Origin of the sequence: Pedobacter punctiformis, assembly GCF_027213715.1 — a bacterium.
Lineage (GTDB): Bacteria > Bacteroidota > Bacteroidia > Sphingobacteriales > Sphingobacteriaceae > Pedobacter > Pedobacter punctiformis.
Map to the genome: position 1 here is coordinate 297013 of NZ_JAPWGM010000006.1, position 18875 is coordinate 315887.

General features: G+C 35.7%; 13 protein-coding genes. 8 read left to right on the forward strand and 5 right to left on the reverse strand.

The window, feature by feature from the left end:
* Positions 1-149 precede the first annotated feature (149 nt).
* The 4 genes from bamA to murI all read left to right on the forward strand — a co-directional run bounded on the left by bamA (position 150) and on the right by murI (position 5025).
* A complete protein-coding gene (gene bamA / locus O0955_RS16775; protein WP_269428717.1) occupies positions 150-2693 on the forward strand; it encodes an outer membrane protein assembly factor BamA in 2544 nt (847 codons plus the stop codon).
* A gap of 250 nt (positions 2694-2943) precedes the next feature.
* Positions 2944-3474 (forward strand): OmpH/Skp family outer membrane protein, encoded by a 531-nt coding sequence (locus O0955_RS16780; RefSeq protein WP_269428718.1) that lies wholly within the window; start codon positions 2944-2946, stop codon positions 3472-3474.
* Between the two features lie 59 nt (positions 3475-3533).
* Complete coding sequence (locus O0955_RS16785) at positions 3534-4109, forward strand: OmpH/Skp family outer membrane protein (RefSeq protein WP_269428719.1); 576 nt, start codon at positions 3534-3536, stop codon at positions 4107-4109.
* A 97-nt stretch (positions 4110-4206) separates the two neighbouring features.
* A complete protein-coding gene (murI, locus tag O0955_RS16790; RefSeq protein WP_269428720.1) occupies positions 4207-5025 on the forward strand; it encodes a glutamate racemase in 819 nt (272 codons plus the stop codon).
* A 29-nt stretch (positions 5026-5054) separates the two neighbouring features.
* Here the strand turns inward: murI and O0955_RS16795 are convergent, their stop codons facing one another.
* From O0955_RS16795 to O0955_RS16810, 4 genes are read right to left on the reverse strand one after another with little or no spacing between them, the layout of a single operon-like run.
* The gene (locus O0955_RS16795) at positions 5055-6194 is read right to left on the reverse strand and encodes a cytochrome-c peroxidase (protein WP_269428721.1); all 1140 of its coding nucleotides are present in this window, start codon (positions 6192-6194) and stop codon (positions 5055-5057) included.
* Positions 6195-6197: 3 nt separating this feature from the next.
* Positions 6198-7778: a DUF6850 family outer membrane beta-barrel protein gene (locus O0955_RS16800; protein ID WP_269428722.1), complete on the reverse strand. Its 1581-nt coding sequence runs from the start codon at positions 7776-7778 to the stop codon at positions 6198-6200.
* Positions 7779-7810: 32 nt separating this feature from the next.
* Positions 7811-9133, reverse strand: a complete 1323-nt coding sequence (locus O0955_RS16805) for a DUF4876 domain-containing protein (protein ID WP_269428723.1) — start codon at positions 9131-9133, stop codon at positions 7811-7813.
* Between the two features lie 5 nt (positions 9134-9138).
* Positions 9139-11862, reverse strand: a complete 2724-nt coding sequence (locus O0955_RS16810) for a TonB-dependent receptor (protein ID WP_269428724.1) — start codon at positions 11860-11862, stop codon at positions 9139-9141.
* 259 nt (positions 11863-12121) lie between these two features.
* On the opposite strand from O0955_RS16810, the gene O0955_RS16815 reads away from it, so the two are divergent.
* Positions 12122-14023 (forward strand): amidophosphoribosyltransferase, encoded by a 1902-nt coding sequence (locus O0955_RS16815; RefSeq protein ID WP_269428725.1) that lies wholly within the window; start codon positions 12122-12124, stop codon positions 14021-14023.
* Between the two features lie 380 nt (positions 14024-14403).
* Here the strand turns inward: O0955_RS16815 and O0955_RS16820 are convergent, their stop codons facing one another.
* Positions 14404-15030 carry a LysE family translocator gene (locus O0955_RS16820; protein WP_269428726.1) on the reverse strand — a complete coding sequence of 209 codons (627 nt, stop codon included), beginning with the start codon at positions 15028-15030 and terminating at the stop codon, positions 14404-14406.
* Positions 15031-15260: 230 nt separating this feature from the next.
* Between O0955_RS16820 and O0955_RS16825 the strand changes: the two genes are divergently transcribed.
* The 3 genes from O0955_RS16825 (at position 15261) to guaA (ending at position 18824) form a co-directional block, all read left to right on the forward strand.
* Positions 15261-16694 (forward strand): MFS transporter, encoded by a 1434-nt coding sequence (locus tag O0955_RS16825; RefSeq protein ID WP_269428727.1) that lies wholly within the window; start codon positions 15261-15263, stop codon positions 16692-16694.
* Positions 16695-16759: 65 nt separating this feature from the next.
* Positions 16760-17215, forward strand: coding sequence for a deoxycytidylate deaminase (locus tag O0955_RS16830; RefSeq protein WP_131535753.1), 456 nt, complete (start codon positions 16760-16762; stop codon positions 17213-17215).
* A 79-nt stretch (positions 17216-17294) separates the two neighbouring features.
* Positions 17295-18824: a glutamine-hydrolyzing GMP synthase gene (gene guaA, locus O0955_RS16835; protein WP_269428728.1), complete on the forward strand. Its 1530-nt coding sequence runs from the start codon at positions 17295-17297 to the stop codon at positions 18822-18824.
* Positions 18825-18875: the final 51 nt, after the last annotated feature.

The window sequence follows — 18875 nt, forward strand, 5'->3', positions numbered from 1 at the left end:
TTTCTTTTAACACTTTTTAACAAGCGTTTAAACTAACTTAGCACCACTTTTATACGATAAATGAAACCACAATAAGGGTAATTAATAAAGAAAATTTTGCTTTATAAAACATTGTTACCTTCGTGGTCATTACTGAACAAATTATTTTAATGAAAAGAATATTTCAAGTTTTAATCCTATTAGTTTTAGCCGCTCCGGCCTTTGCTCAAATACGTCCAACAGGTCAGGCACCGGCAACACCCTCATTAAAGGTTGGTGGCTTAGATCTCGATTATTTTAGTCCTAAAGAATTTATCATTGGTGGTACAAGCGTTACCGGAACTCAATACTTAGATAAAGAGGTATTGGTTACCTTATCTAAATTAACTAAAGGTGATAAAATTGTGCTTCCAGGCGAAGCAACCGCAGATGCAATTAAAACACTTTGGGCGCAGGGATTATTTGATGATGTTAAATTAAATATCGAAAAATTTGTTCAGGATACTGTTTATTTTGAAATTGAAGTCGTTGAACGTCCGCGTTTAAGCTCCATTGATTTAAAAGGTGTTCGTAAATCTGAAAGAACGGCTATTCAGGAAAAACTGAATGATAAAACCGGAAAAATTGTAAACGACAACTTATATAATACTACTTCAGCCATCGTTAAAAAGTATTTACTGGACAAAGGTTATTTCTTTACAAAGATTAACTACACAACCCGTAAAGACCCAAACACTGAAAACAGTGTAGTGCTGGAGGCCAATATTGATAAAGGACATCGTGTAAAGGTTCAGCATATTGATTTTACAGGGAATAAAGATTTTAAATCCGCAAAACTTAGAAAGTACCTTAAAAATCCAAAACAATTTGCATGGTGGCGTTTTTGGGGTTCTGGAAAATTCAGTAAAGAAAAATACGAAGAGAACAAGGTAAAAATGATTGCTAAAATGCATGAAAAAGGTTACCGTGATGCAGAACTTTTAAGCGATAGCATTTACCAGTATAATGCCAAAAAAGTTAATATTAAAATGAACCTTTACGAAGGTAAAAAATATTACTTCGGTAAAATTACCTGGGCAGGAAATGCAATTTATCCGGATAGTATTTTAAGTAAAGTATTAACTATTGAAAAAGGTGATGTGTTTAGTGAAGAACGTTTAAATAAAAAATTAAATGGTGGTGGCGAAAACGGTGGTGATATAAATAGTATGTATACCGATAATGGTTACTTAACTTTTAACATCGATCCGGTACAAACCAAAATTTACGGCGATACCGTCGACGTGGAAATGCGTATGTATGAAGGTCCGCAATACACCAATAACCGCATTACGTTAAAAGGCAACACCATTACCAATGATAAAGTGGTGCTACGTGAGATTCGTACCAAACCGGGACAAAAATTCAACAAAAGTGATTTAATCCGTACCATTCGTGAGATTGGCCAACTGGGTAACTTTGATGAGTCTAAAACGGTACCAACTCCAAGACCAAATCCGGCAGACGGAACAGTGGATATTGAGTATGCGGTAGAAGAAAAACCTTCAGATCAGATTGAGTTATCAGGTGGTTTTGGTGGTGGCCGTATTATCGGTACTTTAGGGTTAACCTTTAATAACTTCTCATTACGTAACTTATTTAATTTAAAAGCTTACAAACCGTTACCAAAAGGTGATGGACAAAAACTAAGCTTACGTGGACAAACCAATGGTAAATATTACCAATCATATAGCTTCTCTTTCTCTCAACCCTGGTTTGGCGGCGAGAAACCGGTTAGCTTTGGTGTGAGTGCATTTACTTCGCTACAATCTAATGGTTACGATAGTGGAAGTTCAATGTATCAAAAAATTCGTTTAAATGGAGTAACCGTAAGTTTAGGAAGAAGATTAAACTGGCCGGATAACTATTTCCAGTTAAGCCACGCGGTAAGTTTCCAACAGTATATTTTAAATAACTATACAGGGTTTAAATTCTCTACCGGAACATCTTATAACTTTAATCTTTCACAAGAAATTAGCCGGGATTCAAGAGATTCTCCTATTTTCCCTAAATCGGGTTCGTTTATCAGATTTACCGTACAGGCAACGCCTCCATATTCATTGTTTAACAAAGTGAATTATGCAACGGCTTCAGATAAACAAAAATATAAATTCACAGAATATCATAAATGGAAATTCGATTCACAATGGTATCAGCGTGTAGCCGGTAATTTTGTAATCAAAGCACAAGCGCAATTTGGTTTCTTAGGATCGTATAACAGTGCAGTTGGTCAGTCAGCCTTTGAACGTTTTAAATTAGGTGGTGACGGTATGCAAGGTTTCGATTACCTTCAGGGTTCTGAGTTAATCGCAATGCGTGGTTATGCAAACAATACGGTTATTCCGGTAGGTTCAAACCCAAGTTTGGCTCAAACATCAGGAAGTCCTATTTATACCAAATATGTTTTAGAGGCACGTTATCCGGTAATCTCGAGTCAGCAGGCTACAGCATTTGTTTTAGCATTTGCTGAAGGTGGTAATACCTGGGATAATTTTAAAGAATTTAATCCTTTTAACATCAGAAGATCCGTTGGTGTTGGTGCCAGAATCTTCCTGCCAATATTTGGTTTATTAGGAATTGACTATGGATATGGCTTTGATGCAATTCCGGGCTTACCTGATGCAAACAAAGGACAATTCCACTTTAGTATTGCACAACAGCTTGGTGGTTTTTAAAACCAATCTAAAAGCATAAATGGAAGGCAGCTATTTAATGGCTGCCTTTTTTTGTTGATAACCTGATCAATGAATATTAAACGTTTTTGTAGTATTCCAAATGTTAAAAAGAGTTAAAAGCCCCGGTTTTCTTTGGCTTTTGTTTTTTGGTAGTATCTTTGTGTATAGTTTCCAGAATCGTGAACAATAAATTATATATTTGGATTTATTAAACACACTGTTAACAAGAGTTATTAAAACACACATACAAATGAAAAAATATCTTTTTATTGCTTTCTTACTTTGTACCACCTTCGGCGCCTTTGCGCAGAAGTTTGCTTATGTAGATTCTGAATACATTTTAAAACATTTGCCAGAATATAAATCGGCATTAAGTCAGCTGGAAGTTGCTTCAAAACAATGGCAGCAGCAGGCAGATCAGAATTTTTCTGAGATCGACAGAATGTATAAAGCGTACCAGGCAGATCAGGTTTTATTAACCGATGATATGCGTAAACGCCGTGAAAATGAAATTATTGAAAAAGAAAAACAAGCTAAAGAATTTCAGCGTCAAAAATTTGGACCGGATGGTGAGCTTTTCCAAAGCAGAATAAAATTAATCAAACCTATACAGGATAAAGTGGCTGATGTAATTAAACAAATCGCAAAAGCTAAATATCTTGATTTTATTTTTGATAAAAGTAGTGAGGCTACAATGATGATTTACGCCAGCAGTAGTTATGATGTTAGTAATGATGTGATTGTAAAATTAGGTTATAAGCCGGGGACTGTAAATAATTAATTATATTCGCCCGTTAAATTTTAGAAAAAACAATTAAAAAAATAAAGTAAAACAGAAAAATGAGAAAGTTAATTAACGTATTTGTTGTGGCAGCGGGGTTAGTGTTTACGGCTAATATGGCAAATGCACAACAAAAACTAGGTCACATTAATTCAGAAGAAGTATTTGCTAACTTACCTGAAGCTAAAGCTGCTCAGGCTACTTTAGAGACTTTAGGTAAACAAAAACAAACTGATATTGATGGAATGATCAAAGAATATCAAACTAAATTAGCTGCAGCTCAAGCTAAAGAGAAAACATTAAGTGAGGCAAACAAAGAAACAGTAGGTAAAGAATTACAAACTGCAGGAATTGAATTGCAAGAACTTGAAAAACGTATTACTGATGCTCGTACTAAAGCTTCTCAAGACATTGGTACTAAACAAGGTGAGTTATTTCAGCCAATCCAAACTAAAGTGGCAGGTGCTATTTCATCTGTAGCTAAAGAAAAAGGTTTAGCGTATGTTTTTGATATTGCAAACGGACAAGGTGGAAATAACTTAGTATTCTGGGATGGTGGTGAAGATATCACTCCAGCAGTGAAAACTAAATTAGGCATCACTGCTACTGCTAAGCCAGCTGCACCTAAAAAATAATAATTAATTAAAAACTCAGGTTTTTAAAATTATATTGCGGGATCAAGTTCAACTTGATCCCGTTTTTTATTTTAAGCAATTTAGAAGATTTTGTAATATGAGCACATTGGCACCAATTGGTATTTTTGATTCGGGCTATGGAGGTTTAACCGTTTTTAGATCAATAGCAGATAAACTACCGGATTATAATTATATCTATCTGGGCGATAATGCACGATCTCCTTATGGCGATCATTCTTTTGAAACCATTTATAAATACACTTTAGAATGCGTAGAATGGCTTTTTAATCAAGGCTGCCCTTTGGTTATCCTGGCTTGTAATACGGCTTCAGCAAAGGCGCTAAGAACCATTCAGCAGAAAGATTTACCAGCTAAGCACCCTGGCAAACGGGTTTTGGGTGTAATCAGACCTACAGCAGAGGTGATAAACAATTTTACCGAAAGTAAAGAAGTTGGCGTAATGGGTACCCGTGGGACGATAAATTCTAAATCATACCTTTTAGAGATCAACAAATTTTTCCCTGATCTTAAAGTTTATCAGCAAAGCTGCCCGATGTGGGTTCCTTTAATTGAAAATAATGAGCATTTACAACCCGGAGCAGATTTTTTTATAAATGAATACTGCAACGAATTACTTAAGCAATCTGATGAAATAGATTGTATTCTTTTGGCATGCACGCACTATCCGTTATTAATGCCAAAACTTAAGGCTTTTTTACCCGACCATATTAATATTTTAACCCAGGGGGAGATCGTAGCCAATAGTTTGGCTGATTATTTACAAAGACACCCTGAAATTGAAACTACACTGGGTAAAGGCGGACAAAAAGTATTCTACACCAGTGGAGATACTACAGTCTTTGATGGACATGCTTCCATCTTTTTTGGAGAAGAGTTGAAATCTTCCAGAATGTAATTTACCTTGTAAAGACGAAAACAATTAAACTATTTTGGCAATTCCTCAACCCGGGTTAAAACAGTTGGTGAAGATAAAGCCTCTAAGAAAGCCACAACAGCATCCTTTTCTGCTCCACTCAGTTTTAAACCTTTTAAAAGTTTATCATTTTTAGGAAGTAATGGATCATTTTCCTGCTCTGGTTTAACTCTTTGCACCGGCATACCTACATTATACATATTCATTACGCCATCCATATCCGGAAATAAGCCATTGTGAAACCACGGTGCTGTTTTCATTACGTTTCTTAATCCCGGCGTTTTAAATTTACCTACATCTTCAGGTTTTTTAGTTACATTGTATAATCCCAAATCTTCGTATTTACGGCCATAATAGGTTAATCCGTCGTTGTGAAATTCGTTGTCGGTAAACAAAGGGCCATTGTGGCAATTAATACAACGGGCTTTGGTTCTGAAAAGGTGTAAACCCAATATTTGTTGGTCTGTTAATGCGTTTTTATCCTTAGCAAGAAAGCGGTCGAAGGATGTTCTTCTGCTTACAATGGTACGTTGAAAAGTAGCCAGGCTTTCAAAAATTCTTTCGCTGGTAATTTGAGCAGAACCGAAAGCACCTATAAAGTAAGGTTTATAACCTTTTATTTTACTTAGTTTCTTAGGCAGTGCCTTTATGTCCTGATGCATTTCATTATGCGCAGCCACAGGATTCCCTGCCTGCTCTTCTAAACTATTTGCCCGTCCATCCCAAAATAAACGTTTGTAAAACCAAACATTCTCCAAAGAAGGCGCATTTCTGATGTTATTTAAGTGATCGTGCCCTACCGAAACCTGACGGCCATCTGTCCAGTGCAAATCTGGCGCATGACAGCTTGAACAGGAAATTTGATTTGAACCGGATAAACGGGGGTCAAAAAATAATATTTTACCTAACTCCGCAACTTTTTTAACTGAATCATTTTTTAAATTAACAGGAGAGGGCGGAAGCTCAGCTAATTCCTGAAAAACAGCATCTTTATCTACTGTGGGTTTAGGCCATTGATCTGTAGATTTAGCATATACCTTACGTAAACTATCGATACTCAAATCGTCTTCACGATTGAACTCGGAAGATTGAAATGAAAATAAAATTAAACCGGTAAGAATAATAACCAGTCCACAAAAAACTTTATTCATGGGTTAAAAATACAGATTTAGGCTGATATTTGAAGAAAAACGATCTTTGCCAGGCGTATTTAATGTTGTTCTTTGGAGATCAACATAGTTACCCACATGCTGAATATAATTCCCTGAAACCTTTATAGAAGTTTGTATTCCTTTATAAGTAGGGAATGAATAGTCTGCCGATAATCCTAAAGCATAATTATTTGAAGTATTAAATTGATAATCAGGATAGATCACATAGTTATAAAATACATTTTCGTTTTCTGTTCGTGCAAAAAAACTGGATGATGTTTTTAAGCTATACACAGCAGAAATTGCTGCGCCGAAGCTATGGTTGTTGCTTAATTGTTTATTAATTCCCCAGCCAGCATTAAAATTAACCCTGCTGCAAGAAATATCTACTGCATAATTCCCATCTTTCTTAATATCTTCAAGATGCTGAACGCCAAAATTTAAATTATGCACCAGTCCATTTTTATTTTTTAAAGTATAGAATAACTTCAAACCGTAAGATTCCTGGTCATTTATATAATTTATACCAGCAAGCTCATTGTCATAACCTGCACCAGCATTATAGTTGTAGTTAACTGATAGATTAACCTCACTTCTTTCTGTGTTTTTGTGCCAGACTAAATTTGCTGAAGAATGTTTAATATCATAAGTCATAAACTCACTGAAACCAACATCATCTGTAAAATTTCTTTTAAAAAGTTGTGATTCATTACCTTTTTTTAAGGTTAAAAGTATATTGTCGTCTGTAGTTATGCTATAATTAACATACGCCTTAGCATATTGACGGTCCTGGTTATTATCATACCTTAATAAATTCTTTACCTGAACAATTTGGGCACTACCATAGCCTTTTATTAAATAATTTGTAAAAATTTCACTAACTGTATTTTCGAAATACGAACTATTTTTATAACCAACTCCAATTTGCTCTCGTCCATAGCCATATTGATATCCAACCCCAACCAGTAATTTATCTGAAAGGTTATAGCCAATAGCAGGGTTAATGTTTAGCTGAAAATCTCTTACATCTCCCCGCGGATCATTATTACTAAAATGATTGCCAATTCTATAGTCTATTGCTAAAGATAAAGGAAGATTGTCAGCTATCATTGCTCTGCTTACTGCCGCATTAATTTTATAAACCGAACGCTCATAATGATTGTTTTTAATTGAACCAAAATAATATGGAGAACTGTTGCTAAATCTGGATTGATGTGCCCAGCGTGTGCTGTCTTCTGTACTTCTTTGATAATTAAAAGATCCATAAAGATGAAATTTTTCAAGTGTTGTTTTCCCTTCACTAAATAATGAAAGAGATTGAACTTTAGAGGCACCCTGAACAGGTATATAATGTCCTTTATCAAAATCATATCTAACGGTTAGATTATTGTACTTATTCGGCATCATTTTTTCCATAAAAAATGGATTTTCCTTTGAAAATTGATACAATTGGGTTAAGGCCGAATCTACAGAATAGCTTTTACTAACTAACGATTGAGTTCGGAAGGCCTTTTCGTTAGTTTGTGCAAAAACTTTAAATATGGATAAAATTATTACTATTGATATAATGATGAGTTTTCTCATGTAAATCGAAATGGTATATGTTTGGTATGTTTTTATTTAAAAGCTCTTGGCAGGGCAATATCCAAAAAGTTAAAATCTTCAGTTGAATTATTAGTGTCTTTTAATACAACTCTTCCATTTTCTGTTTTTTCTGTTTTTCGGATAACAGATTGAGAGGTGTAAGCTCCTTTTGGAACAAATGCAAAGCCAGCATCAAGATCAGCGCCTAATTTTTTTGGTAATCTCGAGGTTGCTACGTTTGGCTGAATTTCCATAGCATCAATAATGTACTTTGAGGGGATTTGATAATATTTACGGACTGTTGGAGAAGGAGCTGTTTTAAGTGGCTCATTATACATTGGCCAGTTTTTAACATTTTGTGTTCCATCTACTTTAAAAATTGCTATCCCTGTTCTGCCGGGATTATCCAAAATCATATCTGTACCCGTGTAAGAAAGTACTTCAACATTAGGAACAAGTGGATTATCTATATCAGAATCTAATGGTTTCGGTAAAAAAGATCCATAATATGCTTCAAAATCTGCTTTACTCAAATCTACAGTTAACTCCGGGTTGCGGACCGAAATTGTTTGACCATCGGTTCCGGTAAAGGGCGATTTATGATTTAATGCAGTTTGGGCCAGGATAATACTTTCTCCTGGTTTAACAGGGTAAGTTTTGCCATTTCCCGGAATCATAAATAATGTTTTTGCATAGACAAAATCAGTGTTAGGATCTCCGTTTGTTATGATCATATTAAGAGATTTAGACCAATCATACTGACCGTTTGCCTGGAAATTATAATTGGTATTGGTTGTACTTTGTCTGCCCCATATCTCAGATATATACAAACTATCGGCATACATTATTTGATCCGTGTTATTATAAATCTCAATAAATTGATCTCTGTAAAGTGCGCCCAGGGTTCTGTCTGATCCAGCATAATACACCTGCTTTATTAACCAGGTACCAATAGTGCCTGATTTAAGATTTAAAATTAGTTCTGCTTGGTTATCTTTGTTAATCAACTTGTTTTTTTCAGCAGCATTAAATATTACTGGTTTTGTTGTTATTATTCCAGTAATCGCTGTATAGTCGCTTGCAGATATTGTGTAACTCACATCCACATCATACCTTCCTGCTGGCAGATCTGAGAAAGTCCCTGTACCTTTATCATTTGTAGTAAGTGATAGGTATCTTCCACTGATTAAACTTTTTATTCTAACAGTAATATTGGCAACCGGGAACGTATAACCACTATTGGCCAGATCAAAAGCTACTTTTACATTTAAATCGGTGGGAAGAACATCAGGTAGGTGTTCCTTTTTACAAGCAAATAATAACCCTATAACTATTACGAATAAAATTTTTTTCATGGCTATTAAAGTTTTAAAGATAATTCAATGCCAAATGTTGGTGCACCGTTTGGAAATACCAGGGTGTTACTGTTCGGCTTTTTATAGGTGGGTTGATAGTTCAGGAAGTTATATGCATTAAAAGCGAACTTAAATCTCTTTTTGATTTCCTTAGCCAGACTCAAGTGATAATTTGAATAAATTTTATACTGATTATCAGATGTAAGTTCATTTTCCGGTATAAACAAATGACCGTAAACTTTATTGTTTGGATCAGGGTTTGTTATTTCAATATATCTTACATCGCGGGTAAAATAGGCCTTCGGAACCCCATCATTGACATTTGTAAGTGTTTTGTTTAAGAAGCTAAACTCTGCTGTTAATTGTACAATCAGACTAATGGCTGGAATATGCGTAGATGATGTTACTCTGCCCGAACTGAAATATGTTGTTTTTTTTCTTGGAGCATAAACGCCGGTTATAGGGTAGTCCGGAATGGTGTTGTTATCCGAAATTGTAGTTTCAAAACGATCTGATGTTTCCTGATAACTTGAACGGTATATTCCACCACTGATATTAAAGGAAGTTGAGATTACCTCGTATTTTGGAGTGCTTAATATTACATCAAAACCCTGGTTGTTTGCTTTGAGATCGTTATTAAACTCGTTATGATTAACCAAAAATCTTTTGGTTCCATTTTCAGTAATCGAAGGCTTGGAGCCAGGTGTAAAAACCGCTGCATATTGAGGAAGTGTTAATATTTCGAATTGCTTAACAGTATTGTATCCCTGAGTATTTAACTTGTGGAACAAGGAAAAGGATAGTTGATAATCTTTTATTTTGTATAATCCTGAAAGCTCAAAGGTCTGTCCTTTTGATGATTTTAGCTTACTGCCATCAGGATCATATCTGCGAACATAATAAATACTTGCACTTTCATTCGCATTTCCATTGTAAGCATTAATTAACGGTACATCAACAAAAGTTGGTCCGGGATATCTTTGTGCCAGACCAGGGGATTTAACAGAAAGACCATACGCAAAACCAAGTCTGAAATTTTTTGTTAGCTGATAATTAATATTGGTACGGGGAGATAATGTTACGAAGCCATTTTGTCCATCCAAACGCAATCCACCTCTAAAGTTCAAATCGCGGCCACTAACTTTTAAGGTAAATACATCTTCTGCATACAGGCCAAAATCTTTCTGTGCATAGGCTAATGAAAAATCATAATAGCGTTCAGATGGACCGGCCGATAAACTATTGCCCGTTGTATTATAACCAGGTCTTGATCTTGCTGGATCAGAAAGCCTGCCTAAACCATTGTTTGCAGCATATGAAAAATTAGCGCCGAAGTTTAAGAAATGGTTTAAGTTACCTGTTTTGTATTCGGCATTTAAATCAAGCTGTGCTGAAGCCGTAATTGGCCTTCCATCCACATCACTTATTGCAGTATAAATACCTTTATCATAAATTCCGTTAACAAGACCAGTTTCTGTAGCATTATTGTATAAAATATAAGGACTATTTACAAATTGTTCTGTATAACTGCGTTGGTGTGAAGCCCCATATCTTAAATTTAAACCAATATTTTTAAGGAAATCAGTATTTAACCGATAACTTGTTCGGTTACTTACACCCATGTTCCAGCTGTGGAAACTTACAATTCTACTTGTAGGATCATCATCATCCTTTTTAATGCCATCTAGGTTTCTACTATAGTCAAAACTTAGAGTATTTTTTATTCTTTTATCCTTACCAAAGCTATTTGTCCACATGGCATTGGTGTTAATCCGCTTATAGGCTTTTATCTTATCCCTGTTATCAGCATATGAGTTAACATAATTTACACCTACATTAAAGCTGCCTAATTGTGGACTAAGCATAAACCCCCTCGAGAAACTATATGAAGTTGCGTTATCACGAACCTGCATGCGTACATAAGCAGGTGATTTGCCAGCCTGTCTTTCTATTATAACTGCTCCGTCAGACAGATCACTATATTTTACCGAAGGAACACCTGCAATAACTTCAATACTTTCAATATTATCTGCTGATATTTGCCTTAAATCCGTTCCTCCATATGCGAAATCTCCGCTATAAGAACTTGTAGAAGTTGTACCTGTTAAACCAAAGTCGTTGCTGCTAATACTGGTACTTCCTAAACCTCTTAAGCCTGGATTATACCCTTGCATATTTGCATTATTAGAAATATTATTGCCATCTACGATTATGGCAACACCAAAAGAATTGTTTAGCGTAAAAGGATCCCTTCCATTAGTTGTGAGCTCAAAAGCCGATCTTAAAGTTAAATTTTGAATATTTTGCAAAGAGGGCGGTGTTATCTTCCGATTGGGTATCTGATTTAATAAATCGTTAACGCTTAGTGCTGGAGTTTGCTCAATTAAATCTCTTGTAATAATTAAAGATGAGTTGGTAGACCCAGAGTAATTCCTTTTTGCATTAATTTCGATGTTTTCTAAACTTAAATCTAAAATTTTAAGCGAAATATTTCCCAGATTAGTTTCTCCCGATTTGACAGTAACAGGAATTCGCAGCTTTTGAAAACCGATATAAGAGAATTCTAAAGTCAAAACGTTATTTATCTCTGATCCGTTAATTCTAAAAACACCCGATTTATCGGTAGTAGCGTATTGATTGGTTTCAATAACTTTGATATTAACAAGCTCTAACGGTTTGTTTTGGGAATCTACCACTTTTCCGGTGATCTGGTTTTTTATCTGTGCCACCCCGGCAAACCAAATAAAAACAAAAATGAATGAAATGTAAAGTTTTCTCAATTTAGACTAATTCTAATTACCGGGCAAATATGTAAAATTTAACAATAATTAACAAATTGTTTAGACTAATTCTAATTAATAATACAGGTTGCTGATTGATCGCATTTAGAAATTGCTCTGTCAGCTAAACTTCATCATTAAAAAGAATCTATTTTTATTTAGGTTGTAAATATTTAAAAGGATAACTTTGCGGCTTCAAACCCACACAATGAGTGATCAGATAAAACACGAATGCGGAATCGCTTTTATTCGCCTGTTAAAACCACTTTCTTACTACCAGCAAAAGTACGGTACAGCACTTTACGGCCTTAATAAATTATACCTTTTAATGGAAAAACAGCATAACCGGGGCCAGGATGGCGCAGGTATTGCAACCATTAAACTGGATATGAAGCCGGGAAGCAGGTATATCAGCCGATATCGGAGCATGGCTTCGAATGCAGTTGCAGATATATTTGAATATGTGCAGAACAAGTTTGTAGATATACAAGAAAATACGCCTGAGTTAATGCAGGATACAGAGTGGCTCAAAGACAACGTAAGCTTTATAGGCGAAGTGTTAATGGGCCATTTGCGTTATGGTACCCACGGTAAAAACAGCATCGAAAATTGCCACCCTTTTTTAAGGCAAAACAACTGGATGACCCGTAACCTGGTAATTGCCGGTAATTTTAACATGACTAATGTTGATGAATTACTGGAGCAACTCTACGAATTAGGCCAGCATCCAAAAGAAAAAGCCGATACAGTAACGGTTTTAGAAAAAATCGGTCACTTTTTAGATGATGAGAATCAGGAACTTTTTGATACTTATAAGAAAGAAGGCCACGACAATGTAGCAATTACTAAAAAAATTGCGGATAATTTAAATATTGCCAATATTTTGCGTCGTTCAGCTAAAACATGGGATGGTGGTTACTCTATCTGTGGTATGATTGGTAATGGCGATTCGTTTATCATGCGTGATCCGGCAGGTATTCGTCCGGCTTATTACTATTACGACGACGAAATTGTAGTTGGTGCTTCAGAAAGACCAGCACTGCAAACTGCTTTCAACATCCAGTTTAAAGATGTTAAAGAAATTGATCCGGGACATGCTTTAATCATCAAGAAAAATGGTGAAGTAAGCATGGAGCAATTCAGAGAGCCTACTGAAAAGTTATCTTGTTCTTTTGAGCGTATTTACTTCTCTAAGGGCAGTGATGTTGAAATTTATCAGGAACGCAAGCAATTAGGTCGTTTACTTTGTAATCAGATTTTAAAAGCGGTTGGTCACGATTTAAAAAACACTGTATTTTCGTTTATTCCCAATACTGCCGAAGTTGCTTTCTTTGGAATGGTTGAAGGTGTAAATCAATATATCCGTAATTATCAAAAAGATACCTTGTTAACCAAAAAGGAGCAATTAAGCGATACACAGCTTGATGAATTGCTTTCTATGGCGCCAAGAGTAGAGAAACTTGCTGTAAAAGATGTAAAACTACGTACTTTTATTACCCAGGATGCAGATCGTGGTGAAATGGTGGCACACGTATACGATACTACTTATGGTATTATTAAAAACCACCAGGATACTTTGGTGGCACTTGACGATTCTATTGTTCGTGGTACAACCCTAAAACAAAGTATTATTAAGATTGTAGATCGTCTTCATCCTAAGAAAATTATTATTGTTTCTTCAGCACCTCAAATTCGTTATCCGGATTGTTATGGCATTGATATGAGTAGAATGGGGCAGTTTGTCGCTTTTGATGCCGCAATCCAATTGTTAACAGAACGTGGTATGTGGCAATTAATTGAAGATGTTTATCAGAAATGTAAAGCTTCTTTATTACTACCAAAGGAGGACATTGTAAATCACGTAAAGGAAATTTATAAACCTTTTACGCCTGAAGAAATTTCGGCTAAAATTGCACAGATTATTACACCTAAAGGAACTGTGGCAGAAGTTGAAGTGATTTATCAAAGCCTTGAAAACTTACATAGCGCCTGTCCTAAAAATAAGGGAGATTGGTATTTCTCAGGAAATTATCCAACACCAGGTGGAAATAAAGTGGTAAATAAAGCTTTTGTTAACTGGAAAGAAGGAAATAATCAAAGAGCTTATTAATAGTTAAGTTCTTCTAAAGAATTAAATAGCTCATATTTTATATGGGCTATTTTTTTGGGTGGAGCTTTTGTAATTGCTATCCCGCTTCAATCCGGTTTAGAAACACTGGGCTTTGCAAAATAAACCTGACATAAATGGAAAGCCCACAGGTTGAGGAATGAAACCGAGGACTTGTAATGTTTGGCAGGACTAACTTTAACCAAAGCGCTGTCTTTGCTTTTCTAATAAAAAAGAATAATATTTTATGTTTATCGAAAGCAGTTTTTGTGCTTTTGGCTTGCTGTAGTTCCTGCTTTACGCTTTATCTCCAATAAAAATTGGGAGACGCCGCTTCAATCAGATTTAGAAACTTTTGCCTGTAAATTAAGGACTTAGAAAATCTATGCATAGAATTTAAAATAGGTTTTGACGATCATCCATATTGCGAAAAAGATAATGACTATGCCCGCAATTTTGTTTAGCCTTTTAAGCGCATCTTCTTTGATTTTGTACCGTAATTTACTGGAATAAAAACTTTTTGCTCCATCTATACTCAACTGGGTTGCCATCGCAATAAAAAAACAAACTAATTTTTCATTAAGCATGTTGTTAAGCTTAACCGAAATAATCCCACTTACAATAATCCAAAACATTAAAGTAGAAGGAGTAAGGATGCACATTAAAAATCCTTTTAACAAATAGCCCCGCTTACTTACTTTTTGTAAGGTATTACTGTTATAATGAATAGATATTTTTGAAAACAGATAATATACGCCAACGGCAAGTAGAAATAAACCACCAATTAGACCTACATATTTATCAAAACTGGCTTTATATTCAAAAAACTGGCTGCCAAAAAGCACGATGCCAATTAAAACTATATCACTTATAATTACGCCGACAGCTAATGAAAAACCTGCCTTAAAGCCTTTTTCTATACTGGTCTTAATCATTGCAAAAAAAACCGGACCAGTTAAAAACGACGAAATAATCCCTGCCCCAATACCTAATAATATGGCTTCAAACATGCGTTTTTGTATTTACGATTTGCGAATATGCAACTTTATAGTTTAAACAACCAACATTAGTGCCATCTATTTTATTAATGATACGTAATAGTTTTAATAATTTGAAGAGGCACACGTAGAAAACAGAGCTATGCAGAATAGATAGTGTTATCCGTACACTAATTTCGTTAGAATGTATTGATTATTATTTTTTTTATTTATGTTTAGCCTTCCAAAAACTAATATATAAAATGAGTTCAGATCAACAGCAAACCAAATGGGGGCAATTTATTCCCTTAGTTACCGTATTCTTTTTTTGGGGATTCGTTGCAGCCAGTAATGATATATTAATCCCCGTATTTAAGCAGGCTTTTAATTTATCTCAACCTCAAAGTCAGCTTGTTTCATTAGCCTTTTACATTGCTTATACAGTTGGATCACTTATTTATTGGGGTATTTCTGTGCTTATGAAGCAGGATTTAGTGAATAAAATAGGCTATAAAAATGGCTTGGTACTCGGCTTATCTATTTCAGCTTTAGGAACACTTTTGTTTTATCCTGCAGCAAATACAGGATCATTTGCACTAATGTTATCAGGCTTATTTATTGTAGCACTTGGCTTTTCATTACAACAAACCGTAGCAAATCCTTTAGCCATTGCGTTAGGGCCCATTAAAACAGGTTCACAGCGTTTAACATTGGCAGGTGGTATTAATAACTTTGGTACAACCATCGGGCCGCTAATTGTAAGTTACGCTATATTTGGTTCTCCATCATCTTCGTCAGGAGGCATTAGTGTGGAGAGTGTGAAAATTCCTTACCTTATTTTAGGAGCAGCTTTTTTACTTGTTGCCGTTTTTCTTAAATTTTCTTCTCTCCCAAATAAACCGGAATTGGTTGAAGCAACTGAAATTGATCCAACTGTAAAAGGATCTGCTTTAAAATACCCGCAGTTACTTTTGGGTATGCTTGCCATTTTCTTATATGTTGGTGTTGAGGTATCTACAGCAAGTAATTTACCTGCTTATATGGAGCATAAACTTGGTTTTGAAATCAAAGATATTGCACCTTACGTTTCTTTATATTGGGCAAGTATGATGATTGGAAGATGGACAGGTGCTGTTGAAGCTTTTACAGATAATGTTTCGACTCAAAAAATATTAAGATTTATTGCTCCATACCTTGCTTTTGGTGTTTTCTTAGCTGTAAATGCTTTGGGCGGACATGATTTAGCTCCTTTTTACATTTATGCAGCTATTATTTTAGTGCTCATTATTGCCGATATGGCAAGTAATGGTAATCCTGCGAGAATGCTATTGATATTTTCACTTATCGGAATAACCGCCCTTTTAATAGGAATGTTTACAACTGGAATGGTGAGTGTATATGCTTTTACCAGTGTTGGATTATTCTGTAGCACTTTATGGCCATGTATTTTTACTTTGGCTGTTAGTGGATTGGGTAAAAATACCAGTCAGGGCAGTAGCTTCTTAATCATGATGATTATGGGTGGTGGTATTATCAGTTGGTTGCAAGGTGTTGTTTCAGAAACAACTGGCATTCAATACAGTTATATTGTTGGTGTAATTTGCTTCGCTTATCTTGCATTTTATGCATGGAAAGTAAGCAGCATACTAAGATCACAGGGAATTTCATTTGATAAGAAACTTTCTGGCGGACATTAATATTTAATAAACTAATTTTGCAGCCACAGAAGGTTAAACTTTCTGTGGCTTTTTTAATTTTATAAATGACTGAAAAACCAAGCTTCGATTCTATTTTTATGAATTTGGCGACTGATTTAGCCGCCCGTTCTCATTGCGTAAGGGCACATGTAGGCGCAGTTTTAACAAAAGATACCCGCATCATTTCCATCGGCTATAACGGGCCGCCTGCCGGAACACATAATTGCGATGAAGAATGGCCGGGTGAAGGTTGCCAGAGAGATAGCAAGGGGAGTTGTTCTTTAGCGCTTCATGCAGAAGAAAATGCAATCCTTTATGCATCAAAAAATGGCTCTAAAATAGAGGGTTGTACACTGTACACCACTTTGTCGCCTTGCATTGCCTGTGCTCGTTTAATTTTATCATCGGGTATTAAATTGGTTTATTATTCAAAATCTTATGCAGCTTACAAAGGCCTGCCAAGTGATGAAGGAGTAGATTTTTTAAGGAAGTTTGGGGTAGAAGTGGTGCTTTTATCTTAAATATTGAGGCAGAGATTTTTAATGTAAACATTTTGCCTCTTACCTTTCTCCTTTTACCCTTAAAATCCTACCTTTGCGCATGCAAGAAAAAATCATTATCGTCGATTTTGGTTCGCAATTTACACAACTCATTGCCCGCAGGGTACGCGAACTAAATATTTACTGTGAAATTTATCCTTTTAACAATCTTCCTGAGATCTCTGAGGATGTAAAAGGTGTTATCTTTTCAGGAAGCCCATATTCTGTTCGTCAGGACGATGCTCCTCAAATCGACTTAGCTAAATACCATTTAAAATATCCATTATTAGCTGTTTGCTATGGCGCACAATACATCGCACAGCACTCTGGTGGTGATGTTCAGCCCTCGTCAACCCGCGAATATGGCCGTGCTAACCTGAGCTTTGTAGACCAGGAAAATAAATTATTCAAAGGCATTAACATCGATTCTCAGGTTTGGATGAGTCATGGCGATACCATTACAGATATTCCTGAAAATTTTGAATTGATTGCGAGTACTGACAGCGTAAGAGTTGCCGCATACCACATTAAAAATTCTGATACTTATGCCATTCAGTTTCACCCGGAAGTTACCCACAGTATTGATGGTAAAATCTTATTAGAAAACTTTCTTGTAGATATTTGTGGTTGCAATCAGGACTGGACTTCTGCATCTTTTATTGAAACAACTGTTGCCGATTTAAAAGAAAAACTAGGCGATGATAAAGTTGTTTTAGGTTTATCAGGCGGGGTAGATAGCAGTGTAGCTGCGGTTTTATTGCACAAAGCCATTGGCGAAAACTTGCATTGCATCTTTGTGGATAATGGTTTATTGCGTAAAGATGAATATAACCAGGTGCTTGAACAATACAAGCATATGGGTTTAAATATTAAAGGAATCGACGCTAAAGAACGTTTTTTGAGTCAGCTTGCCGGATTAAAAGATCCTGAATTAAAGCGAAAAGCAATTGGACGTGTTTTTATAGAGGTTTTTGATGATGCTGCACATGAGGTAACGGGTGTAAACTGGTTAGGGCAGGGCACTATTTATCCGGATGTAATCGAATCTATTTCTGTAAATGGGCCATCGGCAACTATTAAATCTCACCATAATGTAGGCGGTTTGCCTGATTTTATGAAGTTGAAAGTGGTTGAACCCCTAAATACTTTGTTTAAAGATGAGGTAAGAAGAGTAGGTAAAGCTTTAGGCATCGATGATGTGATTTTAGGCCGTCATCCTTTCCCGGGGCCTGGCCTGGCTATCCGTATTTTAGGCGATGTTACTGCAGAAAAAGTAGAGATTTTACAACATGCTGATGCAATCTACATCAACGAACTAAAAGCAGCAGGGTTATACGACAAAGTTTGGCAGGCAGGTGCAATCTTTTTGCCGGTTCAATCTGTTGGTGTTATGGGAGATGAACGTACTTACGAAAATGTAATTTGCCTGAGAGCGGTGGAATCTGTAGATGGAATGACAGCAGACTGGTGCCATTTACCTTATGAGGTTCTTGCTAAAATCTCTAATGAAATTATCAATAAAGTAAAAGGAATTAACAGGGTTGTTTACGACATTAGCTCTAAACCGCCCGCAACCATAGAATGGGAATAACCAAATTCTCCTTCTGATAAGGGGCTTAAGGATTTCTTTACCACGAAAATA

What these genes read in the sequence shown, in the direction of transcription:
- O0955_RS16780 (WP_269428718.1), top strand. Translation starts at nt 2,944, where the DNA reads ATGAAAAAATATCTTTTTATTGCTTTCTTACTTTGTACCACCTTCGGC.
- O0955_RS16820 (WP_269428726.1), bottom strand. Translation starts at nt 15,030, where the DNA reads ATGTTTGAAGCCATATTATTAGGTATTGGGGCAGGGATTATTTCGTCG.
- O0955_RS16805 (WP_269428723.1), bottom strand. Translation starts at nt 9,133, where the DNA reads ATGAAAAAAATTTTATTCGTAATAGTTATAGGGTTATTATTTGCTTGT.
- O0955_RS16815 (WP_269428725.1), top strand. Translation starts at nt 12,122, where the DNA reads ATGAGTGATCAGATAAAACACGAATGCGGAATCGCTTTTATTCGCCTG.
- murI (WP_269428720.1), top strand. Translation starts at nt 4,207, where the DNA reads ATGAGCACATTGGCACCAATTGGTATTTTTGATTCGGGCTATGGAGGT.
- guaA (WP_269428728.1), top strand. Translation starts at nt 17,295, where the DNA reads ATGCAAGAAAAAATCATTATCGTCGATTTTGGTTCGCAATTTACACAA.
- O0955_RS16800 (WP_269428722.1), bottom strand. Translation starts at nt 7,778, where the DNA reads ATGAGAAAACTCATCATTATATCAATAGTAATAATTTTATCCATATTT.
- O0955_RS16825 (WP_269428727.1), top strand. Translation starts at nt 15,261, where the DNA reads ATGAGTTCAGATCAACAGCAAACCAAATGGGGGCAATTTATTCCCTTA.
- O0955_RS16785 (WP_269428719.1), top strand. Translation starts at nt 3,534, where the DNA reads ATGAGAAAGTTAATTAACGTATTTGTTGTGGCAGCGGGGTTAGTGTTT.
- O0955_RS16830 (WP_131535753.1), top strand. Translation starts at nt 16,760, where the DNA reads ATGACTGAAAAACCAAGCTTCGATTCTATTTTTATGAATTTGGCGACT.
- O0955_RS16795 (WP_269428721.1), bottom strand. Translation starts at nt 6,194, where the DNA reads ATGAATAAAGTTTTTTGTGGACTGGTTATTATTCTTACCGGTTTAATT.
- bamA (WP_269428717.1), top strand. Translation starts at nt 150, where the DNA reads ATGAAAAGAATATTTCAAGTTTTAATCCTATTAGTTTTAGCCGCTCCG.